A 25,569-nucleotide genomic window follows, 5' to 3' on the forward strand; every position below is an offset into this window, starting at 1 on the left:
CCGGCCGGCACCGGGACCGTGACACCAGGAACTGAACATGCAACCCGAATCACCCAACCAACCCGCAGCGCCTGCATCCGACAAGGACTACCTTGCCATGGTGCTGCTGGTGGACGACCAGTCCATGGTCGGCGAAGCGGTGCGCCGCGCGCTCTCCACCGAGCCCGACATCGACTTCCACTACTGCTCGCAGCCCGACGAGGCCGTGGCGGTGGCGCAGCGCACCAAGCCCACCGTGATCCTGCAGGACCTGGTCATGCCGGGCGTGGACGGCCTGACGCTGGTGCAGCGCTATCGCGAGAATCCCGCCACGCGCGACATCCCCATCATCGTGCTGTCGACCAAGGAAGAAGCCGCGACCAAGGGCGCGGCGTTTGCCGCCGGCGCCAACGACTACCTGGTCAAGCTGCCCGACAGCATCGAGCTGATTGCGCGCATCCGCTACCACTCGCGCTCGTACCTGAACCAGCTGCAGCGCGACGAGGCCTATCGCGCGCTGCGGCAAAGCCAGCAACAGCTGCTGGAAACCAACCTGGAGCTGCAGCGTCTGACCAATTCAGACGGCCTGACCGGCTTGTCCAACCGGCGCTATTTCGATGAGTACCTGGGCGCCGAATGGCGTCGCGCACAGCGTGAGCAGACCCAGCTGGCAATGCTGATGATCGATGTCGATGCGTTCAAGGCCTACAACGACACCTACGGCCACGTGGCCGGCGACGAGGTGCTGCGCCGCGTGGCCGCGGTGATCCGCGACAATTGCGCGCGTGCCGCCGACCTGCCCGCGCGCTTCGGCGGTGAAGAGTTCGCGATGGTGCTGCCGGCGACCTCTCCGGGCGGCGTGCGCCTGCTGGCCGAGAAGGTGCGGCGCGCGGTGCAGGCGCTGGCCATCGCCCACAGCGGCTCGCCCACCAGCGACTGCGTCACTGTCAGCATCGGCGGCGCGGTGCTGGTGCCCCAGCCTGGCGATCCGTCGGACCGGCTGGTGGAGACGGCTGATGCCGGCCTCTACCAGGCCAAGCGCAATGGCCGCAACCAGGTGGTGATGATGTCGCAAGGCTGAGTCACGGCAGCAGCACAGCTGCAACAACCAGTTACACACTGGCAGCCACCCGGCCAACCGCGCCACCTGGCACGCCCACCTCCGCCGAGGCCCCGCGCCTGCGGGCCTGGCCGCCCCGCCGCGCACGCACGCGTCATCGCATGTCGGAATCGTCCGACATGCGATTCGGAACCCCGTGGCTGTCTCGCCCCTGGGTTGATGCCTATCTTTGCATCACGGCAAGCGCTTCGCCGCGCCTGCACGCCAAGCAAGCAGATAGCGAACTGGCCTCGCTACCGGCGCGCCCGCGCGGGCATGGGCCAGCACGTCCCTGAATCCAATGAACGGTAAGAGGTGATCCATGTTCCGATCCAAGACACTTTTGATAGGCCTGGCGCTGGCCGCCACGGCGGTGCTGTCGGCCTGCGGCGGCGGTGACGACGATCTCGGCGACCGCATCGGGCTGAGCAAGCCGACCATCCGCGTGATCCACGCCATCACCGGCGGTCCCAATGTCGACGTGCTGCAGAACGGCGTGAAGACCAGCTTCGTGAACAAGCCGTACAAGTTCGTTTCGACCTACTTCAACGTTGAAACCGGCAACCAGCTGATATCGTTCAACACCGCCGGCACGCAGACCGAACTGGCCCGCGCCACCCTGGTCGCCGCCACCGGCCACAAATACACCGTGGTGGCGCTGCCGGGTGCCAGCGCCGCAGAAACGCTGACGATCGACGATCCGTTCGAAAAGGGCCTGCTGTCCAACAAGGCCCGCGTGCGCTCCCTGAACGCCTCGTTCAACGCGCAGAACGTCGATGTCTACATCACCATCCCGGCGATCGACCTGAATTCGGTGGCGCCGACTTTCGGCGCGGTGGGATACAAGCAGGCCTCGCCGGCTTCAGGCAAGGACTCTCTTGACCTGGACGGCGGCACTTATCGTCTGCGTATCACTACGGCGGGCACCAAGACGGTGATCTTTGACTCGGGCGCGCTGACGCTGGCGAACAATGCCGACTGGCTGATCACCACGATCCCGGTCGACGGCATCGGCGGGCTCACGCCGAACAAGATCAAGGTGCTGGTGGCGCGTGGTGATGACGAGTCGCAAGCTGGTCTTGAGCTCGTAACGCAGTAACAGCGTGCTTGCAACTAGCTGCCTGCGGCAGGCGGGCAGCATGCAAGAGGCCGGTCCGAAGGATCGGCCTTTTTTGTCTGACGGGTGGCGGCTGACTGCCCTACGCTTCCTCCCCCGGCTCCAGCTCCGCCTTCAGCACCGCCAGGTGCGACATATAGGCCTCCAGCTCCGCCCGCCCCTGCTCGGTGATGCAATAAACGCGGCCACTACCTTCAACCAGCTCGGCAGTAATGGCCCGCGCCATCATCAGGCTGCGCAGGATCGGCCGCAACGAGCGGATATTCTTGTCGATACCCCGCTCGCGCAGCCGGTCGACCAGGCTCAGGACCGTGGACGGGCTCGACTGGACGAGCTTGAGCACATAGATACGTGAGAAAAACCGGTCAAAGATAGGCGGTTTCATGGGCGCTGTCGGCGCACCCGACGGTGCGGGAATCCTGATCATCATGCGCAGCCCATGACTGCTGCCGCAGTCGGGCACTCTCTGGTATGGATGACGGGCGGACGCGCAGCGCGATCGGCCCGCGAAAGCAAACGGGGTGCGCGAAGGCACCCCGAATGCTTGCGTTGCGTGCGCCGTCCGGCATGAGCCAGGCCGGCGCCATCCCGGGAGCGCGCGTGGCGCTATTCTTCCTGGAACGCTTCTTCGCGCTTGGCCTTGATCGACGGCAGGGCCACCACGGCAACCAGGGCGGCGGCTGCGATCAGCAGGCCCAGCGACAGCGGGCGCGTCACGAACACGCTGAAGTCACCGCGCGAGAGCAGCAGCGAGCGGCGGAAGTTCTCTTCCATCATCGGTCCCAGCACGAAGCCCAGCAGCAGCGGTGCCGGTTCGCAGCGCAGCTTCAGGAACAGGTAGCCGATGATGCCGAAGCCCGCAGCCATGAACACGTCGAAGGTCTGGTTGTTGACCGAGTACACGCCAATGCCGCAGAACACCAGGATCGCCGGGTACAGGAAGCGGTACGGCACGGTCAGCAGCTTCACCCACACGCCGATCATCGGCAGGTTCAGGATGATCAGCATCAGGTTGCCGATCCACATCGAGGCGATCAGGCCCCAGAACAGCGCCGGGTTGCTGGTCATCACCTGCGGGCCGGGCTGGATGTTGTGGATGGTCATCGCACCGACCATCAGCGCCATCACCGCGTTGGGCGGAATGCCCAGCGTCAGCAGCGGGATGAAGGAGGTCTGCGCCGCGGCGTTGTTGGCCGACTCCGGACCGGCCACGCCTTCGATCGCACCCTTGCCGAATTCATGCGCGTACTTCGAGGTCTTCTTTTCCAGCGAGTAGGCCGCGAACGAAGCCAGTGCCGCGCCGCCGCCCGGCAGGATGCCCAGGGCCGAGCCCAGGAACGTCCCGCGCAGCACGGCCGGGATCATGCGCTTGAAGTCTGCCCTTGTCGGCCAAAGGTTCGTCACGCTATCGGTGAACGTCTCACGGGCTTCCTTCTGCTCCAGGTTCGCGATGATTTCCGCGAAGCCGAACATGCCCATGGCCAGCGCCACGAAGTCGATGCCGTCGGTCAGTTCCGGCACGTCGAACGAGAAGCGCGCGGCGCCCGAGTTCACGTCGGTGCCGATCAGCCCCATCAGCAGGCCCAGCACGATCATGGACACGGCTTTCGGCAGCGAGCCGGAAGCCAGCACCACGGCGCCGATCAGGCCCAGCACCATCAGCGAAAAGTATTCGGAAGGGCCGAACTTGAACGCCAGTTCCGACAGCGGCGTGGCAAAGGCGGCCAGGATCAGCGTCGCCACGCAGCCGGCGAAGAACGAGCCGAGACCGGCGGTGGCAAGTGCCACCCCCGCTCGCCCTCGCCGCGCCATCTGGTAGCCATCGATGGTGGTCACCACCGAGGACGATTCACCAGGCAGGTTCACCAGGATGGCGGTGGTCGAACCACCGTACTGGGCGCCGTAGTAGATGCCGGCCAGCATGATCAGCGCGGCCACCGGCGGCAGCGTGTAGGTCACCGGCAGCAGCATGGCGATGGTAGCCAGCGGCCCCAGGCCCGGCAGCACACCGATCAGGGTACCCAGCACGCAGCCCAGGAAGGCGTAGGCCAGGTTCTGCAGCGACAGGGCCGTGGAAAAGCCCAGCGCAAGGTGATCAATCAATTCCATGGTCGGCGCTCCTTAACCGGTGATAAAGGCCGGCCACACCGGCATCTGTAGGTTGATGCCGTAGACGAATGCGCCAAGGCTGATCAGCACCAGCACCACGGCGTTGAGCAGCGCACCCTTCCAGCTGAATTCATGGCTGGCCATCGAGGACACCATCACCAGCACGAACACCGACAGCACCATGCCCAGCGGCTTGAGCAGCAGGCCGAACAGCACCACCGAACCGAGGATCCACAGCAGCGTCTTCAGGTCCCAGCGGGCGAGATGGTCTTCCTCCCCCCTGGACGACAGCGAGGACAGCAGCACCACCGCCCCGAGCACTGCCAACACCAGTCCCAGCAGGAATGGAAAATATCCGGGTCCCATCTTCGCGGCCGTTCCCATGGAATAGCCGCGAGCGACCCAGGAAAAGCCCAGACCGACCAGAACGAACATCAGGCCGGAGGCAAAGTCCTTTTGGCTGCGTATGCGCAAAACGATTCTCCTCAAAGTTCACGAAATGCCGTGCCGGGGGGCGCGCACTGGCTCGGACGGCAAGGCATGCGCCCTGCATGCTCCCCGACGGTTGACCCGAACCTTAGAGACGTGATCTTTCAGGTGCCTTTCATTTGTCTTGTTTTAGGGGTATTCACCGATACCCCTTGAAAACAAGGCAATTCCAGCCGATGCGCACAAGTAAATGCATCACAACGTGATGTATTTACTTGTGAAGAATCCGGGAGTAAAGGCGACGGGAATGTCAGACGAACAAGACGGCACGCGCACTTGCGTCAAGGCAAGGCGCGGCCGGAAAGACGCGCACGCCTGCTCTGGCCAGGCAGGCGACGCGTGCGCTGGGAGGGAGTGCCAGCGATGGCACGATGACACACCGATCTTTCGAATGGCTTTCAAAGCCGGCGACACGATCACGGGCCGCTGCAGGTCAGCGCACGCCTGCGGGCTCGGGTGTTGCCGGGGCGGCCTCCTCGACGACCTCGCCCGCGTCTTCGCAGGGCGTTCCCATGCTGGTATCGGGCGCCTGCCCCACGGCTTGCGCCGGGTGCGGCACGGTGGGCAGGATATGGCTGCGGCGCCAGTTGCCGAAGCGGTAGTAGCCAGCCGCCAGCACCAGCGACACCACCGAGCCCAGCGGAAAGCTCCACCAGACCGCCTCGGCGCCGATGCGCGGGCCCAGCGCCCACGCGAACGGCAGCCGGATCACCCACATCGACAGGAACAGGATCACCAGCGGCGCCATCACCGCGCCGGTGGCGCGCACCGTGCCGAAGATGACGATGGTGAAGCCAAACAGGATGAACGACCACAGCACCACCACGTTGATATGCTGCGCGATGCCGGTGGCCACGCCGTCAGTGCCCAGGAACAGGCCGAGCGAATGCCGGTTGAACAGATAGATCAGCGCGACCAGCGCACCGGTCATCACCACATTGATCAGCAGGCCCACGCGCGTGATGCGCGACACCCGCTGCCACAGCTCGGCGCCGACGTTCTGCGCCACCATCGACGACACGCTCGCGCCTACCGCCAGCGCGGGCATCTGCACATAGGTCCACAATTGCGAGGCCACGCCGTAGGCGGCGGTGGTCTGCGAGCCATAGGCATTGACCAGCGCCATCATCACGATCGCCGACGACGAGATCACCACCATCTGCAGGCCCATCGGCAGGCCCTTGACCACCAGCGCCCGCAGGATTGCCGGATCGGGCCGCAGCAGTGCAAGCTGGCCACGGTGCAGCAGCAGGAAATGGCGGCGCCGGTACAGCAGCACCATCATCGCCGCCAGGCTCACTAGCTGCGCGATCAGCGTGGCCAGCGCCGAGCCCGCGATGCCCAGCGGGGGGATCGGACCCATGCCGAAGATCAGCACCGGGTTGAGCGCCACGTCCAGCACCACGGACAACAGCATGAACCAGAACGGCGTGCGCGAATCGCCCGCGCCGCGCAGCGTCATCATCACGAAGTTGTAGAAGTACATGAACGGCAGCGCCAGGAAGATGATGCGCAGGTAGCTCACCGCCAGCGGCGCGGCGTCTTCCGGCGTGTGCATCGCCGCCAGGATGGCCGGCGTATAGAAATAGCCAAGCGCCGAGGCCAGCACCGACAGCCCGACAAAGAAGGTGGTGCTGGTGCCGACCACGCGGCGCGCCTCGTCCAGGTCGCGCGCACCCACGGCCTGCCCGATCATGATGGTGTTGGCCATGCTGATGCCGAACACCACGCCCGGCAGGAAGAACAGGATGATGTTGGCGTTGGAGGTTGCCGTCAGCGCGGCCTCGCCCGGGAAGCGGCCGACCCAGACCGAATTGATCGAGGCATTCAGCGGCTGCAGGATGTTGCTGCCGAGCACCGGCAGCGAGAACAGCAGCAGGGTGCGGCCGATCGGGCCGGGTGGTCAGTCTGGCGTCTGGCTTCATGAGGCGTTGCGCATGGGGAAATCCGCCCAGTCTATTCCTGCCCGGAGGCGGCTACAAGGACACGCGGCCGGCCACGGTACCGCGCTTTTTACCTGAATGAGTTATTCCCCTCCAGTTGCGGCCCCCTGCATACTCGGCGCGGGAGCACCGCGTCCCAGGCCGGCTGCCGGAAGGAATGCCCGGCATGCGCGTGCGCCCTTCAGTCGCAGTCAAAACGAAGAGGTGGGGTCATGTTTGTCGGTTTCCAGCCTGTTTCCGGCGCCCTGGTGCCGTTTGCCTATGACTGGCCGATGGTGGGCCTGTCGTTCCTGATCTCTGTCTGCGGCGCCTACGTTGGCCTGCGCTGGTCGCGGCGCGTGCGCATGCCCGACGGCCGCCTGGATGTGGACCGGCTGTTGTGCGCCAGCGTGGCGCTGGGCGGCGGCGCGGTCTGGTCGATGCATTTCATCGGCATGGTGGCCTACCAGACCCCGACGCACCGCGAGTTCGGGCTGTTCATGACGCTGGCTTCGCTGGTGGTCGTGATGGTGCTGGCCGGCGCCGGGCTGGCGATCGCCTCGCGCCCGCGCGGCAGCCGTACCGACAACGTGTTCAAGGGCGGCGTGCTGACCGGGCTGGGCGTGGTGGCGATGCACTACACCGGCATGGCGGCGATCCGCTCCAACACCCGCTTCGACTGGGACCTGGCCATCATCGGGCTGTCGGTGGTGATCGCGGTGGTGGTGTCGGTGGTGGCGCTGTGGCTGGCGACCACGGTGAAGACCCGCGGCAAGCAGCTGGCAGCGGCGGTGGTCATGGGCATTGCCGTCTGCGGCATGCACTACACCGGCATGTCGGCGGGCACGATGATCTGCACCAGCCCGACCTACGCGCCCAGCCTGTTCGCCATCGAGGGCGACAGCATCGGCTATGCGGTGTTCGCCCTGACGCTGATCACGCTGCTCGTGATCCTGGTGGTGGAAGCCACCCGCACCGGGGCTGAAGTCCTGCCCGTGGCACGGACGCGCGATACCGCCTGATATCGGCTGCACCGGTCGCGGGGACATTCCCGCACATTCCTCCCGGGAACGCACCCGGCGCGCTGCATGAACGCGGCCGCCGGGTTAAGCTTGCGGTTTCACCGCCCACCAGGAGAACACGCATGTACCAGGATCTCGCCCTCTATATCGACGGGGAATTCATCAAGGGAGGCGACCGGCGCGAGCAGGATGTCATCAACCCGGCCACGCAGGAAGTGCTGGGCAAGCTGCCGCATGCCAGCCGCGCCGACCTGGACCGCGCGCTGGCCGCCGCGCAGCGCGCCTTTGAAACCTGGAAGAAGACCTCGCCGCTGGAGCGCGCCAGGATCCTGCGCCGCGTGGGCGAGCTCACCCGCGAGCGCGCCAAGGAGATCGGCCGCAATATCACGCTGGACCAGGGCAAGCCGCTGGCCGAGGCCGTCGGCGAAGTGATGGTCTGCGCCGAGCACGCCGACTGGCACGCCGAGGAATGCCGCCGCATCTATGGCCGCGTGATCCCGCCGCGCCAGCCCAATGTGCGCCAGATCGTGGTGCGCGAGCCGATCGGCGTGTGCGCCGCCTTCACGCCGTGGAACTTTCCGTTCAACCAGGCCATCCGCAAGATCGTGTCGGCGCTGGGCGCCGGCTGCACGCTGATCCTGAAGGGCCCGGAAGACTCGCCCAGCGCGGTGGTGGCGCTGGCGCAGCTGTTCCATGATGCCGGCCTGCCCCCGGGGGTGCTCAACATCGTCTGGGGCGTGCCCAGCGAGGTCTCGACCTACCTGATCGAATCGCCGATCGTACGCAAGATTTCGTTCACTGGCTCGGTGCCGGTGGGCAAGCAGCTGGCGGCGCTGGCCGGCGCGCATATGAAGCGCGTGACCATGGAGCTGGGCGGCCATTCGCCGGTGCTGGTGTTCGACGACGCCGACATCGACCCCGCCGCCGAGATGCTGGCCCGCTTCAAGCTGCGCAATGCCGGCCAGGTTTGCGTGTCGCCGACGCGCTTCTACGTCCAGGAGAAGGCCTATGACCGCTTCCTGGCGCGCTTTACCGAGGTGATCGGCTCGATCAAGGTGGGCAACGGCCTGGAAGACGGCACCCAGATGGGGCCGCTTGCGCATGAGCGCCGCGTGCTGTCGATGGAGCAGTTCCTGGACGATGCCAGCCAGCGCGGCGGCAAGGTCGTGGCAGGCGGCTCGCGCCTGGGCGACAAGGGCTACTTCTTTGCGCCCACCGTGGTCACCGACCTGCCCGACGACTCGCGCCTGATGACCGACGAGCCGTTCGGCCCGGTGGCGCCGGTGACGCGCTTCAAGGACACGGCCGAGGTGCTGCGCCGCGCCAACAGCCTGCCCTTTGGCCTGGCGTCGTATGTGTTCACCAACTCGCTGAAGACCGCGACCGAAGTGTCCAACGGCCTGGAAGCCGGCATGGTCAATATCAACCACTTCGGTATGGCGCTGGCCGAGACCCCGTTCGGCGGCATCAAGGATTCGGGCATCGGCAGCGAAGGCGGTCAGGAGACCTTCGATGGCTACCTGGTGACCAAGTTCATCACCCAAGCCTGACCATCCTGACGCTGGCGCCGTTCACGCTTGCGTGAGCGGCGCCAGCGCCCTTCTTCCCCCGTTCGGCCCCCGCTCACCCTCCCCGCGCCTCGCGGTAATCGTCCGCATACGCCTTCCACTGCGCCACCGACACCGCGCAACCATGCCGTGCCAGCCGCAGGACGCCGGTGCGCCAGCGGGTGCCGCCGGCAAACGCCTGCAGCTGCTCGATCCGGTCCGCGGCCTGGTGCCCGCAGCCACGCAGATGCGCCCATGCCGCGGCATGCGCCATGGTGCCCAGCAACTCGCGTAGCGCTGCAAAGTTGCTGCAATGCGCCAGGTCGACGCGGTCGGCAGTTGGCTGCAGGCTCTTGACCAGATAGGAAGCCTTGCCCATGTCGACAGCCGACAGCAGCGCCGGCGAAGCCGCCTGCATGACTTGCTGCACCGCCGCCACCCGCTTTGCATCGCTGCCCCAGGGTGGCAGGGACAGGCTGGGCAGGTCCTGCCATGGACTCGGCGCGGCGCGCTTGATGTCGACCAGTCGCTGCATGCCGCTCAGTTCGTCCCGCGCCAGCACCATATAGCGTTCCAGCCCGAGGCTGCCAATGCCCGCCACGCGCCGCGCGGCATCGTCGAGGGCCAGGCGGTGGCCATGATGGCCCTGCTTCGAGTAGGCCGCAAGGATCGCGCGAGCGCGCTCACGGGCCGGCTTGTCTGCCGCAAGCGCATGGCGGCCGTTGCATACCAGGCGCCGTTTGCCCTTGCGCACCGTGGTGAGCTCGGCCAGCAGTGCGCCGCGCCTGCGGCCCTTGACCCGGCGCAGCAGGGTGGCCACCAGGCCGACCGCCGTGGCACGCTCGAGCCAGCGAGGCTTGCCTGTCTGCAGCACGGCGGCATAGGTGGACAGCATGGCCTCGCAGGCGCGCATGGCGCCGGCCTCGGAAAGGCCCAGCTGGCTGGCGGCCACCAGCACGCTCGACAGCATCCGGACCACATCCACCGTAAGCGGCGCGACCAGGGCGTCGTCAAAGTCGTTCAGGTCGAAATAGACCAGCCCGTTGTCGCCCTTGAAGCTGCCGAAGTTCTCCAGGTGCAGATCGCCGCAGACGTAGGTGGTCGGAGCATCGCGCATTGCCGCCTCATCGCGCAGCGATGCGACATAAAGGTGGTTGGTGCCGCGAAAGAAGGCAAAGGGGTCCGCGGCGATCGCCGCAAGCTTGCGGGTCAGCCGCTCGGGATCGCGGCCATGGTTGAAGGTGAGGATGGCTTGCGTGGCGGCGTGCATGGGCTCGCCTTCCGTTCCGCGTTGACATCCGGCAGCGGCGCGGCCGGTCAGCGGAAGAACAGGCCGCGCGTGAGGAAAGTGTGATTGGCTTCTTCCGCCATCAGCCAGACCAGCACCAGCAGGCACAGCGGCGGTATCAGGATGGCGCAGATCAGCGCCATGCGCTCCCATGCCATGTGCATGAACACTGCCACGATCAGCCCCGCCTTCAGCCCCATGAACACCAGGATCAGCGTCCAGCGCAGGTAGCCGGTGACATGGAAATAATCGACCAGGTACGACAGCGTCGACAGCACGAACAGCAGCGCCCAGATCTTCAGGTACAGCCCGATGGGATGCTGCTGGCCGGAGTGCGCGGCATGCCCGGCATCCGGGCCGGAGCCATGCGCTGGCGTCACCGGGGTTGCGGGAGTTGCCGGATTCGATGCCATGGCCGCCCTCACCAGAGATAGAACAACGCAAAGATAAACACCCAGACCAGGTCGACGAAGTGCCAGTACAGGCCCGCGATCTCCACGATCTGGTAGTTGCCGGTGGCCTCGTAGCGCCCGCGCAGCACGCGCGTGGCCACGATCAGCAGGTACACCACGCCGCACGACACATGCAGGCCATGGAAGCCCGTGATCATGAAGAAGGTCGAGCCGAACTGCGCCGCCCCCATCGGGTTGGTCCACGGGCGCACGCCCTCGTCCACGATCAGCTTGGTCCATTCGAAGGCCTGCATGCCGACGAACATCATGCCGAACAGCGCGGTCACCAACATCAACAGCGCGCACTCGCGGCGCGCGCGCCGGTAGGCAAAGTTGACCGCCATCGCCATGGTGCCGCTGCTGCTGATCAGCACGAAGGTCATGATGGCGATCAGCAGCAACGGGATGTCGGCGCCGCCCACGTGCAGTGCGAACACCTCGCTGGGATTGGGCCACGGCACCGTGGTCGACATGCGCACGGTCATGTAGCCGGTCAGGAAGCAGCTGAAGATAAAGGTGTCGGACAGCAGGAAGATCCACATCATCGCCTTGCCCCACGACACCTTGAAGGCCTGCTGGTCCGACGACCAGTCGGCCAGCAGGCCGCGCACGCCGCCCACCTGGGGCGCAGGCGCCACGCCGGGTGTGCCCGATGGTGAAGACAATTGCGTTGACATGCCGGTCCTCCTTGCTGCCGCCGCCGCTAGGCCGTGCCGCAGATATAGCGCACCAGTTCGGGCGTGAGCCACCCCAGCGCCGCCAGCAGTACCACCCACACCGCCAGCAGGAAATGCCAGTAGCGCGCGCACAGCCGCATGCGCAGCACCACGGCCTCGCCGCTGCCGCGTGACGACATGGCAAAGCCCCAGCCGGCCAGGCCGCCCAGCACGTGCAGGCCGTGCATCGCGGTCAGCAGGTAGAAGAAGCTGCCGGCCGGGTTGCCGGCAGGCATCACCTGCATCGCGCCCAGCGCCTGCCAGGCCCACAGCTGCGAGGCGACGAAGCCGGCCGCGCCCAGACCGCCCAGGCGCAGCGCCAGCCTGGCCACGGCCATCTCGCCCCGGCCCGCGGCGCGCGACGCCACCGCCATCGCCACGCTGCCCGCGGCCAGCAGCGCGGTGGACAGCCACACCTGCCAGGGCAGCCCGATGCGGTGCCAGTCCGGGCTGTCCATGCGCAGCGCATAGGCGGTCAGGAACAGCGCAAACAGCGAGGTCACCACGCCCATGAACACCCACAGGCCGATGCTTGCGGGGGCGCGCCCGCGCGGCCGGTGGTTGGCGGCATTCTCGTCGGACGGGTTGCCGCCGAAATCGTCGCGGCTGACCTTGTACAGGGCTTCGGCGTTCATGCGACGGCTCCGCGGCTGGCATGCGGTTCAGGCTCGGCCCCGCCCTCTTCCGGCGGCGCGTTCTGCGCGATAAAGTCCTCACGCGCGCCCGGCACGCTGTAGGCATAGGCCCAGCGGTACACCACCGGCAGGTGCGGCCCCCAGTTGCCGTGCGCGGGCGGGGTCTGCGGCGTCTGCCATTCCAGCGAGGCGGCGCGCCACGGGTTGGCGTCGGCCTTGCGGCCATGCCACAGGCTCCACACCAGGTTGAAGACAAAGAGCAGCTGCGCCGTGGCGACGATGAACGCGGCCACCGAGATATACATGTTCATCACATGCGCAGATTCCGGGATAAAGGCGTAGTTCTCGTAGGCGTAGTAGCGGCGCGGCATGCCCAGCACGCCCAGGTAGTGCATCGGGAAGAAGATGGCATAGGTGCCGACGAAGGTGACCCAGAAATGGATCCGGCCCATGTTGTCGTCCAGCATCCGGCCCGTTACCTTCGGGTACCAGTGATAGATGCCGCCGAACACCACCAGGATCGGCGACACGCCCATCACCATGTGGAAGTGCGCCACCACGAAGTAGGTGTTGGACAGCGGGATATCCACGCTCACATTGCCCAGGAACAGCCCGGTCAGGCCGCCGATGACGAAGGTGCTGATGAAGGCGATCGCGAACAGCATGGGCACGGTGAAATGGATATCGCCGCGCCATAGCGTGATGACCCAGTTGTAAACCTTGATCGCGGTGGGGATGGCGATGACCAGCGTGGTGGTGGCAAAGAAGAAGCCGAAGTACGGGTTCATGCCGCTGACGAACATGTGGTGGGCCCACACCACCACCGACAGCACGCCGATCGCCAGGATTGCCCACACCATGGTGCGGTAGCCGAAGATGCTCTTGCGCGAATGCACGCTGACCAGGTCCGAGACGATGCCGAAGGCAGGCAGCGCGACGATATACACCTCCGGGTGGCCGAAGAACCAGAACAGGTGCTGGAACAGCAGCGGGCTGCCGCCCTTGTATGACAGCTGCTGCCCCATCGATACCATCGCCGGCATGAAGAAGCTGGTGCCGAGGGTCTTGTCCAGCAGCATCATCACCGCCGACACGAACAGCGCCGGGAACGCCAGCAGCGCCAGGATGGTGGCCATGAAGATGCCCCACACCGACAGCGGCATGCGCAGCAGCGTCATCCCTTCCGTGCGAGCCTGCAGCACGGTGGTGACATAGTTGAGGCCGCCCATGGTGGCCGCGACGATAAAGATCGCCAGTGACACCAGCATCAGGATGATGCCCCATTCATGGCCTGGGGTGCCGGCCAGGATGGCCTGCGGCGGATACAGCGTCCAGCCCGCGCCGGTGGGCCCGCCGGGCACGAAGAAGCTGGTCAGAAGCACGATCACCGACAGCAGGTAGACCCAGAAGCTGAGCATGTTGAGGAAGGGGAACACCATGTCGCGCGCCCCCACCATCAGCGGGATCAGGTAGTTGCCGAAGCCGCCCAGGAACAGCGCGGTCAGCAGGTAGATCACCATGATCATGCCGTGCATGGTGACGAACTGGTAGTAGCGGTTGGCGTCGATGAACTCGAAGCGCCCCGGGAAGCCGAGCTGCATGCGCATCAGGTTGGACAGCGCCACGCCCACCAGGCCCACCATGATCGCCACGATGGTGTACTGCACGGCGATCACCTTGTGGTCCTGGCTCCAGACATAGCGGGTCCAGAAGCTCTGCGGCGCGTGATGGGCGGCATCATCGGCGTAAGCCATGCGGGTCTCCTCACTTCCTGGCGGGCGCGGGCGCCGCCGAGGGCGGCACGGCCACGGCCGTCGAAGTCGTATAGGTGCCGGACGCAGCCCCGGGCGTGGCAGCGGGTGCCCCGGAGCCAGCGGTTGCCGTGGTAGCGGCGCTGGTCGCGGCGGCCGGGCCGGCGGGCACCTCCGCGGGAGCGACCGGCGCAACGGTTCCCGCCTCGGCCGCGCCGCTGCCGGCCGACTTGATATAGGCGGTCAGCGCCGCGACCTCGTCCTCGCTCATCGGCAACTTCGGCATCACCGGCCCGAAGCCTTTGACCAGGCGCGCATGCGGGTCGGTGATCTCCTTGTGCAGGAAGGCATCGTCCACCTTGGCGCTGCTGCCGTCGGCAAAGGTCTCGGTCTTGCCGTACAGGCCCTTCCAGGTCGGCCCCACACCCGGATTGCCGTCGATGCTGTGGCAGCCGACGCAGCCCTTGCTCTGCGCCAGCGCGCGGCCCTTCTCGACGGTGCCGGCGTCGCCCGCTGCGCCCGGTGCGGCAGCGGCCATTGCCGCCGGCGGTGCCGCGGCCTTCGCCAGCGTCATGGCAAAGGTCTGCTGCTTCGCCAGCCATGCCTCGTACGCAGCCGGTTCTTCCACCACCACCGTGCCGCGCATGTTGTAGTGCCCCACGCCGCACAGCTGCGCGCACAGGACGTCGAAGCGGCCCGTCTGCGTCGGCGTGAACCAGAACGACGTCACCATGCCCGGCACCATGTTCATGCGCGCGCGGAACGGCGGCACATAGAAATCATGCAGCACGTCCTTGGAGCGCAACAGCACCTTGACCGGCTTGTTCAGCGGCAGGTGCACCTCCGGGCCGACGATCACGATATTGTCCAGGCCGCGCGGATCGTCGGGGTCCAGGCCGAGCGGATTCGCACCGGTGACAAAGCGCGGATCGGAAGCACCCAGCTGGCCGCTCTTGCCCGGAAAGCGGAAGGCCCAGGACCACTGCTGCCCCACCACTTCCATCACCATCGCGTCGCGCGGCGGGCGCACGTAGTCGGCGTAGACGAACAGGCCCGGCGCCAGCAATGCCACCACGCCCAGCGTGGTGCCCCCGATCAGCCACAGTTCAAGCTTGCTGTTCTCCGGGTGGTAGGACGCGCGGTGGCCGGTGCCGCCATTGGGGTGCGGCGCCTCATGCCGGTAGCGCCAGACGATGTAGCCGACAAACAGGTTGATGCCAATAAAGAAAATGCCGGTGATGACCAGGGTAATGGTCAGCGTGTCGTCCATCTGCTTCCAGTTGGACGCCAGCGGAGTCGCCCACCACGGGCTCAGGAAATGGAAGAGCACCGAAGCGACGACCATGACTACGAGTGCGATGGCCAACGCCATATCCACCCTCCTACTCGCGCGCGGCGAGGGATGTGCAAGTCACGCAGGTAGACATAAGACTAGTGCATGCCGTCAGGTCACTGCAAGGCGACATGCCAATGCATTGGTGTCGCACTGCACAAGCGCGCAGGGCGGGAAAAAGCGGCGGCGGGAACCCCTGGTTCCGGCCGCCGCAGACCTTGCGCGCGTATCCGCCCAGAGGCTGGCGCGCGCAATGCAACCGTCATGTGCGGGCGCCTCACCGCGCCCTGCCCCGATGCGATTGTCAGTGCGATACGTCCTTGCTCTCCAGCTTCCAGTAGCACGCCGCCGCGGCCATCCCGAAAATCAGGTGCCCGATAAACGTATGCCACCCACGCACCTCGACAAACCAGTGGAAGGCCCGCGTCATCACATAGAAATTGAAGAAATACACCACCAGGCCGAATACGGCACCCGCCAGCATTGCCATGCCCAGGCTCGAATCCAGCGTGAATGGCGCGATGATGGCCGCCAGGATCATGCCCAGCAGGGCACCCAGCACGAAATGGATCACCAGCGCCGCGGCCACGGTGCCGACGGTGAACGTTGCGCTCTGCAGCACGCTCTGGCCCATCAGGATCCCGGCGATCATGCGCGTGGCTACCCACGGGTTCACGCCCGACACCATCGACGACCAGAACAGCTCCAGCACCAGCAGCAACGCCCCGGCCGCCAGCCCCGAGACCGCTGCCGCGGTCCAGTCCGGCTGCCGCCGCACGTAGTGGTGCGATTGCATGTGAAGTTCCATAGCCACCTCCGTCTCTCTCGGTCTGCGGGGCATTGGACTGGAATGGGAACGGGGCCCCGCGTCTCTGATCAGCATAGGACACGTGTTTCCCGCTTCGGGGTTCGCATGGCGAAAAACGTGGGGCATGCGTACGCAGCGCAACGCCTGAACGGGCCTATGTGCGCGCATCGGTACCTGGGTGGCATCCACACCGCCCGGGCTCGGGACAATACCGATGCACGCAGCCGTGCATCGGGCACACACTGCCTATACTGGAATCACAAAAGAGAGACAGGAGACCACCATGCACTTCACCGCGCATGATCTTGTATTCCTGATTCCGATGGCGCTGGTAGGCGTGATCGCCATGGGTTCGATCCCGGTGACCGCCAAATTCCTGCGCATCAGTTGCCGCACCATGGGCGCCCTGATCGGCGCGCTGGTTGCGGTGTTGGTGCTAGAGGCATTACCGCTGCTGATCTGACCCCCAGAGGTCGGGCAGACGGTTTTTGGGGAGGAGGGCCGTTATGTCGATCGGCCTGCTCGCTGCCGTCATGGCGGCGCTGCTGTTCATTACCGTCCTGCGGGCCATCTGGCGCTGCAGCCATCCGTACCGGATGCGCTACCGGCGCTGCGCTGCGCAACGGCAACGCGCGGGGCTGTGCCGGCATACGCTGCGACGGCACGGCTAGCAGTAGCACGACCCCGCTTGCACCTTCCCCGGTACGCGAACCGGGCAATCGCCCGTCACGCCGTCGGCGCGCGCAACGCCGCCAGCGGCGCGTTCACTGACTCTCCCAGCCGCTCCATCAGCGAATAGCGCGCCACGTAGTGCCGAAAGTGCTCGAGGAACGCCGCCTCGGCCGGCGTCTGGCGCCGCTCCGGATTCCACAGCAGGTACATGTCGATATCGGCCACGCCCTCTTCGGGCGGCAGGCGCCACAGCCGTTGCTGGGCGACATCGTCGGCAACGATATGTTCCGGCAGGCAGCCAATGCCATAGCCCGCGAACACCAGGCGCCGGATTTCATCGAGGCTGGGCGAGGTCGCGACGATGCGGCCCGAAAAACCGTGCTGGTCGCGGAAAACGGCCAGTGGCGCCAGCACGTCGCCAAGCTGGTCGCTGCTGAACGACACGAAATTCTCGGCCAGCAGGTCGGCAATGGCCAGCCCGGTGCGCCCGAACAGCCGGTGATGGCGCCCGCAGAAGATGGCGTAGCGCTGGCGCAGGAACAGCATGTGCTCAAGCCCGTCGCCCGACTGCCGGCCCAACTGCCGGTACAGGCTCAGGCCCACGCCGGCAGCCTTCTGCGCGAGCGCGTCTGCGATCTCGGTGCTGCGCATCACGTCCACCTGCAGCGTGACGCGCGGATGCTGCCGATGGAACGCGGCCAGGCATTCGTCATAGACGCCGGAATGGATCCGGCTCACGGTCAGCAGCCGCAGCAGGCCGCTGACTTCATCCTGCTGCTCCGCCAGTTCCGCCCCCAGCCGCGCCACGCTGCCATAGACATCGGTGGCGATGCGCAGCACCTCTTCGCCGGCCCGGGTCAGGCGGAAATTGCTGCCGCGCCGCTCGATCAGCGTGTGTCCCAGATGCTCTTCGAGCCGGCGCAAGGCCAGGCTCACCGCCGGCTGGGTGATATGCAGCCGCACCGCGGCGCGGCTCAGGCTGCGCTCGTGGACGATGGTCAGGAATGTGCGCAGCAGGTTCCAGTCGAGCCGGTCGGTCAGCAGGGCCCGGTCCAGGGCAGAACGCTCCATCACGCCACCGTATAAATTCAGATTATATGAAAAATAAATATTAGAAATTTGACTGATGTTTGTCAACGGGCGATAACTCCTCCCACAGCTGCCCCTGATGCAGCGGCACAAACATAGTGAGGAGCCAGTCCATGCAAGTGTCCCCTTCCGGCACGCGCCAGCCCGTGCGCGCCGCCACGGCCGCCTTTGTCGGCACCATGATCGAGTGGTACGACTTCTACATCTACGCTACCGCCGCCGCGCTGGTGTTCGGCCCGCTGTTCTTCCCCGGCGGCGACCCCTTCCTGAGCACGCTGGCGTCATTCGGCACCTTCGCGGTCGGGTTCTTTGCCCGTCCGCTCGGCGGCATCGTGTTCGGCCACTGGGGCGACCGCATCGGCCGCAAGAAGGCGCTGATGACCACGCTCATGATGATGGGCGTGGCCACCATCGGCATCGGCCTGCTGCCGACCTACGCCACCGCGGGCGCCATCGCGCCGGTGCTGCTGGTGCTGCTGCGCGTGGTGCAGGGCATCGCCGTGGGCGGCGAATGGGGCGGCGCGGTGCTGATGGCGGGCGAGCATGCCCCCAAGGGCCGCCGCACCTTCTTCGCCTCGTTCGCGCAGCTCGGCAGCCCGGCCGGCCTGATCCTGTCGCTGCTGGCTTTCCGCGCGGTGACATCGATGGAGCACGACGTGTTCATGGACTGGGGCTGGCGCCTGCCATTCCTGGCCAGCGCGGCGCTGCTGCTGGTGGGCGTGGCGATCCGGCTGGGCGTGAACGAATCGCCCGAGTTCGCGCAGGTGCAGGCGCAGCGCAAGACCGCCAGGCTGCCGATTGCCGAAGTCTGGCGCACGGCCCGCGTGCCGGTGCTGCTGTGCATCGGCGCCAATACCATCGGCATTGCCGGGGTGTACTTCACCAACACTTTCATGATTGCGTACACCACGCAATACCTGTCGCTGTCCAGGACGCTGATTCTCGACTGCCTGTTCGCCGTGGCCATCATCCAGTTCCTGGCGCAGCCGCTGGCCGCCTGGCTGGCCGAGAAGCTTGGCGGCGCGCGCTTCCTCAAGCTGGCCGCGCTGCTGGCCATGGCTTCCCCCTATCCGATGTTCCTGCTGGTGCAGACGCGCCAGGCGCCGGCCATCGTGCTCGGCATCGCGCTGGCGGTGGTGTGCATGGCGAGCTTCTATTCGGTGATCGCGGGCTTTGTCAGCGGTGTCTTCGAAACGCGCGTGCGCTACTCGGCGATCTCGTTGTCCTACCAGGTCTGCGGCGCGGTGGCGGGCGGGCTGACACCGCTGGTGGGGACCATCCTCGCGCAGCGCTTCCAGGGCCAATGGTGGCCGCTGGCGGTGTTCTACACCTTGCTGGCCGGCGTGTCGCTGCTGTGCATCGCCAGCATCGATGCACGCCAGCGCCAGCAACCACAACCCGCCGCGCAAGCCGCGCAGGCCTGACGCCTTTCCACGGACATTGCCAACCCCATGCTGACGTTTTTCCATCCCGAGCAATTGCTGCACCATCCGCAGAGTTACTACTCGCGCGGCAAGATGCGCTCGCCGCAGGAGCTGCCCGCGCGGGCACAGCGGCTGGTGCAGGCGGCAGAGGCGCTTGGCTTCGCGCTCCACGCCCCCGCTGACCACGGCCTCGCGCCGCTCGCCGCCGTGCACGACCAGCCTTACCTGCAGTTCCTGCAGGACGCCCATGCCAGCTGGCGCGAGCTGCCGGAGGACTGGGGCGACGAGGTCATGTCCAATATCTTCGTGCGCGAGCCCAACGCCCTGCGCGGCGTGCTGGCGCAGGCCGCGCGCTATCTCGCCGACGGCAGCTGCCCGGTGGGCCTGAACACCTGGCGCTCGGCCTACTGGTCGGCGCAGAGCGCGGTGGCCGGCGCCCTGGCGCTGCTGGACGGCGAACGCAGCGCCTACGCCTTGTGCCGGCCGCCGGGCCATCATGCCCGGCGCGACGCGGCGGGCGGCTTCTGCTACCTGAACAATGCCGCGATCGCCGCCCAGGCCCTGCGCGCGCGCTTTGGCCGCGTGGCCATCCTCGATACCGACATGCACCACGGCCAGGGCATCCAGGAGATCTTCTACGACCGGGCCGATGTGCTCTACGTGTCGATCCACGGCGACCCGACCAATTCCTATCCGGTGGTCGCGGGCTTCGACGATGAGCACGGCCGCGGCGCAGGCGCCGGCCACAACCTCAACCTGCCGATGCCGCACCGTTCGCCCGAGTCAGTCTTCTTCGACAAGCTGGACACGGCGCGCGGCGCCATCGAACGCTTCCAGGCAGACGCGCTGGTGCTGTCGCTTGGCTTCGACATCTACCGCGAGGATCCGCAGTCGCTGGTGGACGTGTCCACCGAAGGCTTCGGCCGCCTCGGCCGCGCCGTTGCCTCACTTGGCCTGCCCACGCTGATCGTGCAGGAAGGCGGCTACCACCTCGATTCGCTCGCCGCCAATGCAAAGGCCTTCTTCGGCGGCATCCAACAGTCAGGAACGGGCGCATGAACGCAATCACGATCAATGGCGAACGCCTGTGGCAAGCGCTGATGGACCTGGCGCAGGTCGGCGCCACGCCCAGGGGCGGCAATGCGCGCCTGGCCCTGACCGCGCTGGACGGGCAGGCGCGCGACCTCGTCACCGGCTGGATGCGAGAGGCCGGCCTGACCGTGCGCATCGACCGCGTGGGCAATATCTTCGGGCGCCGGGCGGGCTGCAACGACGCGCTTGCCCCGGTGACGACCGGCAGCCATATCGACACCCAGCCCACCGGCGGCAAGTTCGACGGATGCTATGGCGTCATGGCCGGACTGGAAGTCATGCGCACGCTCAATGACCACGGCGTGACCACCGAGGCGCCGCTGGAACTGGCGATCTGGACCAATGAGGAAGGCGCGCGCTTCGTGCCGGTGATGATGGGATCGGGCGTGTTCGCCGGCGTTTTCCCGGAGGCCACCGCGTTGGCGGCAGCGGACAACGCCGGCAAGTCCGTTGCCGGCGAACTCGCGGCGATCGGCTATGCGGGCACCGCCCCGGTCGGCCACAAGGTTGGCGCGTACTTCGAGGCGCATATCGAGCAAGGCCCGATCCTCGAGGCCGAGGACAAGGTCATCGGCGTGGTGACAGGGTCGCTTGGCCTGCGCTGGTATGACGTCACGGTGACTGGCATGGAGGCGCATGCCGGCCCCACCCCCATGCCGCTGCGCCGGGACGCCCTGCATGGCGCGTCGTTCCTGTTCCAGGAAGTGACGAAGATCGCGAATGACTTTGCCCCCGATGGGCGGGGGACGGTCGGGGTGGTCAATGTCCACCCGTCTTCACGCAACGTCATCCCGGGGCGAGTGCAGTTCAGCGTCGACCTTCGCCATCTCGATGGCGGCCAGCTTGACCGGATGGAAGCAAGGCTGCGCGCGGCGTGCGCGGCGCTGGCCAGCGGCAGCACGACAGGTGCCGCGCTGGCGGTGGAAGTCGAAGCGATCCAGCGCTTCGAGCCGACGCCCTTCGCGCCCGAGCTTGTGGCGCATGTCCGGCAGGCGGCCGCGGCGCGTGGCTACCGGCATTGGGACATCGTTACCGGCGCGGGCCACGACGCGGTCTACCTGGCCAGGGTGGCGCCGACGGCAATGATCTTCGTGCCGTGCAAGGACGGCATCAGCCACAACGAGATCGAGGACGCCAGGCCCGAGCATCTCGAGGCGGGCGCCAATGTGCTGCTTGCTGCCATGCTGGCGCAAGCCCAGGGCTGAGCCTGGAAGGATCAGCCGGACAGGGAAGTGCCTGCGGCGTTACAGCTCGATCATGGCGAATTCGGCCTTGCCGACGTCGCATTCCGGGCAGCGCCAGTCCTCGGGGATGTCTTCCCAGCGCGTGCCGGGGGCGATGCCGTCTTCCGGCCAACCCTGTTCTTCGTCGTAGACCCAGCCGCAGATCACGCACACCCAGGTCTTGTAGGCGACGGCGGCTTCCAGTTGATCCTGCTGCAAAACACACTCCTGAATCGGCTATGGAACGGATTGTCCGGGCCGAATCATACCGGTTTTCGCGGCCTTGATTGCTGCGCCGCCGCGCGGTGCGCCGCCGGCTAGTCAGCCCGAGAATTGTCCACGATCCGGAAATCCGCCCTGAGCGGGTGTTTCCCGAAGCCACCGCTTATTTTCTTCAGTCGTTATTTCCGGTTTGCGAGCAAATGTATGGTCGCTGTTTCGCGCCGGGATCGTTTTTGCGCCGCCGCAGGCTCTCTCAGCATACGGGACCTATTTAAAAATACCTAATAGCGCACTTAATATTGCCAATGTCTATTACTACATACATTGATCCAGAGTCTGAATTGTCTGTGTCGGCAACACAACGCGAATTGCAACAACAATCATTCGTATTTATATTTCGACTCGCCCAGAGGAAGACCCCATTTTGACCCCTTTCGCGCAACACCGGCCCAGGCATATTCGTGCGTGGCGGCGTAGGACGGCTGGGCCCCGACCGCAGGGGTAGACCAAGACCATAACCATGAATCGCCGCACCCGCATTGCCACCGCGCTGCTCGCGCTGTGCGCCACGCCCGCCGCCACTCTCGCCCAGCAAGCTCCCGCACCTTCAACCACCACCACGCAGATAAAGCCGGCCGCCACGCTGCCGGCAGTGGTGGTCAACGGCGAGGCCTCCCGCGGCGATTTCAACGCCGGCAAGGCGTCGCTGAGCAAGCTGCCGGCCGACCTGCGCGACGTGCCGCAGTCGGTCACCGTGGTGAACAAGGCGCTGATGGAATCGCAGGGCGTCAGCTCGCTGGCCGATGCGCTGCGCAACGTGCCGGGTATCACTATCGGCGGTGCCGAAGGCGGCCAGATCGGCAACAACATCAACCTGAACGGCTTCTCGGCGCGGACCGACATTTACCTGGACGGCTTCCGCGACCGCGGCCAGTACTATCGCGATACCTTCGCACTCGAGCAGGTCGAGGTGCTGATGGGGCCGTCGTCGATGCTGTTCGGCCGCGGCTCTACCGGCGGCGTGATCAACCAGGTCAGCAAGAAGCCGACGCTGAAGGCCGCCACCGAGGTGACCGGCTCGGTCACCACCAACGGCCTGGTGCGCGCCACCGCCGACTACAACACGCCCACGGGCGACACCTCGGCGTTCCGCATATCGGCCATGGCGCAGGACGGCAAGCCGAGCACGCGCGACGAGATGACGGTGCGGGACTTTGGCATCGCGCCGTCGTGGCGCACCGGCATCGGCACCTCGACCGAGATCACGCTGTCGGCGCTGCTGCAGCATAACCGCGACATGCCGGACTATGGCTTCTCGAACCTGAACGGCCATCCGACCAATGTCGACCGCAATACCTTCTACGGCTTCACCGACGACCGCACCATCCAGGACATCGCGTCGCTCAACGCCGGCATCACGCACAAGTTCTCGCCCAACCTGCGGCTGCGCAACCAGACGCAGTTCAACTACGTTGAGACCGATGCCCGGGAGACCGCGCCCAACTCGGTTGGCTCGGTCGGCGCCAGGGGCTTCACGCCGCTCACCACCAGCACGCTGCCGCTGGACCAGCTCTTTGTTCGCCTGCAGAGCCATGACCGCAAGATCCGTGACTACTCGATCTTCAACCAGACCGAACTGACCGCCAGCTTCGACACGGGCCCGGTCAAACACACGCTGCTGGTGGGGGCCGAAGTGGGCCACGACGGCTACAACAACCAGAACTACTATCGCAACGGCAGCTGCAACGGCGTGGCGCTGAACCCGGCCGCCACTGCGACCGCCGCGGCTGGCACCTCCGGTTTCGTGGCCTGCGAGCCGCTGGTCAATCCGGCCTACACCGCGTCGCCGGCCAGCGTGCCCACCAGCACCGGCAACCTGCAGGGCGGCTCGGCCAATACGCTGGCGGCCTACCTGAACGACTCGATCGAGTTCAGCAAGCAATGGAAGGCGGTGGCGGGCGTGCGCTACGACCGCTACATGGCCAGCATCACCAACTCGGTCAACTCGACCAACACCCTGGGCAACACCGCACTGGCCAATGCCGAGCAGACGGTCAACTTCACCAGCGTGCGCCTGGGCGGCATCTGGCAGCCTACCGAGGCGCAGTCCTACTACGTGTCGTACGGCACCTCGTTCAACCCATCGCTGGAGCAGCTGACCGGCACCGTGGGCCAGCAGAGCCTGGACCCCGAAAAGAACAAGTCCTATGAAGCGGGCGGCAAGTGGGACCTGCTTGGCGGCGACCTGTCGCTGACGTCGGCAATCTTCCAGATCACCAAGGACAACGCCCGCAGCCAGATCGACGCCACCACCTATGCGCTGAGCGGCAAGATCCGCGTCAACGGCTTCCGCGCGGGCGCCACCGGACGCATCACCAGCCGCTGGCAGGTGTTTGCCGGCTACACCTACCTGGATGCCGAGATCGTCAACGGCATTGCCGCCAACACCACCGGCAAGGTGCCGACCAACACGCCCAAGCACACCACCACCGCCTGGACCAGCTACGCCTTCCTGCCCAACTGGGAAATCGGCGGCGGTGCCTTCTATATGTCGGAACGCTTTGCCAACAATACCAACACCGTCCAGGTGGGCAGCTTCGTGCGCTGGGACGGCATGCTGGCCTACCACCAGCCGAAGTACGATGTGCGGCTGAATCTGTTCAATATCTTCGACAAGAAGTATTACGATGCGCTGATTCAGTCCGACGGCGGGCGGTCCGTACCCGGCACCGGCCGCACGGCGATGCTTTCGTTCACCTACCGGATGTAACCCGCGGCTGGCGGCCCCCTGGTGCCGCCGGTCGTGGCGCCAGGAGCCCCATGCTAGTCGTCATCCCCAAAGTTCTCAGCGCCGAACAGGTCGGCGCCCTGCGCCAGCGCCTGGAGCAGGCCGGCGAGGCCTGGGTGGACGGGCGCGTCACCGCCGGTTACTCGGGTGCGCCGGTCAAGTTCAACCAGCAGATCGACGAACGCTCGGAAGTGGCACGGGAGTGCCAGCAGCTGATCCTGTCGATGCTGGAGCGCAATCCGCTGTTTATCAGCGCGGCGCTACCCAACATCGTCTATCCGCCGATGTTCAACCGCTACAGCGAAGGAATGACCTTCGGCGCCCATGTGGACGGCAGCGTGCGCATCCATCCGTACGACGGGCGCAAGCTGCGCACCGACATCTCGGCCACCCTGTTCCTGTCGGAGCTGGACAGCTACGACGGTGGCGAGTTGCAGGTGCAGGACACCTACGGTGCCCATTCGGTCAGGCTGGAGGCCGGCGACATGGTCGTCTATCCCGCCACCAGCCTGCACCAGGTCACCCCGATCACGCGCGGCGTGCGGCTGGCCAGCTTCTTCTGGATCCAGAGCCTGGTGCGGGACGATGCCCGGCGTGCGATGCTGTTCGATATGGACAATGCGATCCAGACCTTGAACCAGACCGGCGCCGATGAGGGCGCCCGGAGGACGCTGGTGGGGTGCTATCACAATCTGCTGAGGCAGTGGGGCGAAACGTGAGATCGGGGCGCCTCGCGGTGTGATGGCATGACACGCCCGCCATGCGGCGGGCGGCCTTGCAAATCGTCTCCCC

General features: G+C 66.2%; 23 protein-coding genes and 1 pseudogene. 11 read left to right on the forward strand and 13 right to left on the reverse strand.

The window, feature by feature from the left end; genetic code table 11:
- Positions 1-37: 37 nt before the first annotated feature.
- Entirely contained in the window at positions 38-1,060 is a 1,023-nt protein-coding gene (locus tag AC3WL8_RS20100; protein ID WP_013953634.1) for a diguanylate cyclase, read from the forward strand.
- 340 nt (positions 1,061-1,400) lie between these two features.
- Positions 1,401-2,177, forward strand: a complete 777-nt coding sequence (locus tag AC3WL8_RS20105) for a DUF4397 domain-containing protein (protein WP_013953635.1) — start codon at positions 1,401-1,403, stop codon at positions 2,175-2,177.
- 100 nt (positions 2,178-2,277) lie between these two features.
- Here AC3WL8_RS20105 and AC3WL8_RS20110 read toward each other — a convergent pair whose 3' ends face one another.
- From AC3WL8_RS20110 to AC3WL8_RS20125, 4 genes and pseudogenes are all read right to left on the reverse strand, one after another.
- A complete protein-coding gene (locus AC3WL8_RS20110; protein WP_153953357.1) occupies positions 2,278-2,580 on the reverse strand; it encodes a helix-turn-helix transcriptional regulator in 303 nt (100 codons plus the stop codon).
- A gap of 221 nt (positions 2,581-2,801) precedes the next feature.
- Positions 2,802-4,304, reverse strand: a complete 1,503-nt coding sequence (locus AC3WL8_RS20115) for a tripartite tricarboxylate transporter permease (protein ID WP_013953637.1) — start codon at positions 4,302-4,304, stop codon at positions 2,802-2,804.
- Between the two features lie 12 nt (positions 4,305-4,316).
- Positions 4,317-4,778 carry a tripartite tricarboxylate transporter TctB family protein gene (locus AC3WL8_RS20120; RefSeq protein WP_153953356.1) on the reverse strand — a complete coding sequence of 154 codons (462 nt, stop codon included), beginning with the start codon at positions 4,776-4,778 and terminating at the stop codon, positions 4,317-4,319.
- A gap of 448 nt (positions 4,779-5,226) precedes the next feature.
- Positions 5,227-6,718, reverse strand: a pseudogene (locus AC3WL8_RS20125) (MATE family efflux transporter).
- A 230-nt stretch (positions 6,719-6,948) separates the two neighbouring features.
- Between AC3WL8_RS20125 and AC3WL8_RS20130 the strand changes: the two are divergent.
- Positions 6,949-7,737: an MHYT domain-containing protein gene (locus tag AC3WL8_RS20130; RefSeq protein WP_211982014.1), complete on the forward strand. Its 789-nt coding sequence runs from the start codon at positions 6,949-6,951 to the stop codon at positions 7,735-7,737.
- 122 nt (positions 7,738-7,859) lie between these two features.
- Positions 7,860-9,287 carry an NAD-dependent succinate-semialdehyde dehydrogenase gene (locus AC3WL8_RS20135; protein WP_011617618.1) on the forward strand — a complete coding sequence of 476 codons (1,428 nt, stop codon included), beginning with the start codon at positions 7,860-7,862 and terminating at the stop codon, positions 9,285-9,287.
- 73 nt (positions 9,288-9,360) lie between these two features.
- Here the strand turns inward: AC3WL8_RS20135 and AC3WL8_RS20140 are convergent, their stop codons facing one another.
- The 7 genes from AC3WL8_RS20140 to AC3WL8_RS20170 form a co-directional block, all read right to left on the reverse strand.
- Entirely contained in the window at positions 9,361-10,554 is a 1,194-nt protein-coding gene (locus AC3WL8_RS20140; RefSeq protein WP_492378681.1) for a DUF2252 domain-containing protein, read from the reverse strand.
- Positions 10,555-10,601: 47 nt separating this feature from the next.
- Positions 10,602-10,985 carry a cytochrome C oxidase subunit IV family protein gene (locus tag AC3WL8_RS20145; protein ID WP_153953353.1) on the reverse strand — a complete coding sequence of 128 codons (384 nt, stop codon included), beginning with the start codon at positions 10,983-10,985 and terminating at the stop codon, positions 10,602-10,604.
- 8 nt (positions 10,986-10,993) lie between these two features.
- Positions 10,994-11,701, reverse strand: coding sequence for a heme-copper oxidase subunit III family protein (locus tag AC3WL8_RS20150; protein ID WP_013953643.1), 708 nt, complete (start codon positions 11,699-11,701; stop codon positions 10,994-10,996).
- Positions 11,702-11,727: 26 nt separating this feature from the next.
- Positions 11,728-12,375 carry a cytochrome c oxidase subunit 3 family protein gene (locus tag AC3WL8_RS20155; RefSeq protein WP_013953644.1) on the reverse strand — a complete coding sequence of 216 codons (648 nt, stop codon included), beginning with the start codon at positions 12,373-12,375 and terminating at the stop codon, positions 11,728-11,730.
- The gene (gene ctaD, locus AC3WL8_RS20160; protein WP_013953645.1) at positions 12,372-14,129 is read right to left on the reverse strand and encodes a cytochrome c oxidase subunit I; all 1,758 of its coding nucleotides are present in this window, start codon (positions 14,127-14,129) and stop codon (positions 12,372-12,374) included. The genes AC3WL8_RS20155 and ctaD overlap by 4 nt, the downstream gene beginning before the upstream one ends.
- A gap of 10 nt (positions 14,130-14,139) precedes the next feature.
- Positions 14,140-15,498 carry a cytochrome c oxidase subunit II gene (locus tag AC3WL8_RS20165; RefSeq protein ID WP_211982018.1) on the reverse strand — a complete coding sequence of 453 codons (1,359 nt, stop codon included), beginning with the start codon at positions 15,496-15,498 and terminating at the stop codon, positions 14,140-14,142.
- A gap of 265 nt (positions 15,499-15,763) precedes the next feature.
- A complete protein-coding gene (locus AC3WL8_RS20170) occupies positions 15,764-16,267 on the reverse strand; it encodes an LptF/LptG permease family protein (RefSeq protein ID WP_211982020.1) in 504 nt (167 codons plus the stop codon).
- Positions 16,268-16,550: 283 nt separating this feature from the next.
- Here AC3WL8_RS20170 and AC3WL8_RS20175 point away from each other — a divergent pair, with 283 nt between their 5' ends.
- Together AC3WL8_RS20175 and AC3WL8_RS20180 are read left to right on the forward strand one after the other, a co-directional pair.
- On the forward strand, positions 16,551-16,730 hold the full coding sequence (locus tag AC3WL8_RS20175) for a hypothetical protein (RefSeq protein ID WP_041228702.1): 180 nt from the start codon (positions 16,551-16,553) through the stop codon (positions 16,728-16,730).
- Positions 16,731-16,773: 43 nt separating this feature from the next.
- Entirely contained in the window at positions 16,774-16,938 is a 165-nt protein-coding gene (locus AC3WL8_RS20180; protein WP_010811070.1) for a hypothetical protein, read from the forward strand.
- Between the two features lie 55 nt (positions 16,939-16,993).
- Here AC3WL8_RS20180 and AC3WL8_RS20185 read toward each other — a convergent pair whose 3' ends face one another.
- On the reverse strand, positions 16,994-18,010 hold the full coding sequence (locus AC3WL8_RS20185; protein ID WP_211982022.1) for a LysR family transcriptional regulator: 1,017 nt from the start codon (positions 18,008-18,010) through the stop codon (positions 16,994-16,996).
- 131 nt (positions 18,011-18,141) lie between these two features.
- On the opposite strand from AC3WL8_RS20185, the gene AC3WL8_RS20190 reads away from it, so the two are divergent.
- The 3 genes from AC3WL8_RS20190 to AC3WL8_RS20200 are packed head-to-tail and all read left to right on the forward strand — an operon-like array spanning position 18,142 to position 21,749.
- On the forward strand, positions 18,142-19,452 hold the full coding sequence (locus AC3WL8_RS20190) for an MFS transporter (RefSeq protein WP_013953650.1): 1,311 nt from the start codon (positions 18,142-18,144) through the stop codon (positions 19,450-19,452).
- Positions 19,453-19,479: 27 nt separating this feature from the next.
- Positions 19,480-20,511, forward strand: coding sequence for a histone deacetylase family protein (locus AC3WL8_RS20195; protein ID WP_013953651.1), 1,032 nt, complete (start codon positions 19,480-19,482; stop codon positions 20,509-20,511).
- Positions 20,508-21,749, forward strand: a complete 1,242-nt coding sequence (locus AC3WL8_RS20200; RefSeq protein ID WP_153953352.1) for a Zn-dependent hydrolase — start codon at positions 20,508-20,510, stop codon at positions 21,747-21,749. Before AC3WL8_RS20195 ends, AC3WL8_RS20200 begins: the two co-directional genes overlap by 4 nt.
- Before the next feature lie 39 nt (positions 21,750-21,788).
- Here the strand turns inward: AC3WL8_RS20200 and AC3WL8_RS20205 are convergent, their stop codons facing one another.
- On the reverse strand, positions 21,789-21,986 hold the full coding sequence (locus AC3WL8_RS20205; RefSeq protein WP_011617624.1) for a rubredoxin: 198 nt from the start codon (positions 21,984-21,986) through the stop codon (positions 21,789-21,791).
- 523 nt (positions 21,987-22,509) lie between these two features.
- On the opposite strand from AC3WL8_RS20205, the gene AC3WL8_RS20210 reads away from it, so the two are divergent.
- Together AC3WL8_RS20210 and AC3WL8_RS20215 are read left to right on the forward strand one after the other, a co-directional pair.
- Entirely contained in the window at positions 22,510-24,759 is a 2,250-nt protein-coding gene (locus AC3WL8_RS20210; RefSeq protein WP_211982025.1) for a TonB-dependent receptor, read from the forward strand.
- Positions 24,760-24,809: 50 nt separating this feature from the next.
- Complete coding sequence (locus AC3WL8_RS20215; protein ID WP_153953350.1) at positions 24,810-25,496, forward strand: Fe2+-dependent dioxygenase; 687 nt, start codon at positions 24,810-24,812, stop codon at positions 25,494-25,496.
- The last annotated feature ends 73 nt before the right edge of the window (positions 25,497-25,569 follow it).

Source organism: Cupriavidus sp. FW305-F7 (assembly GCF_058782875.1).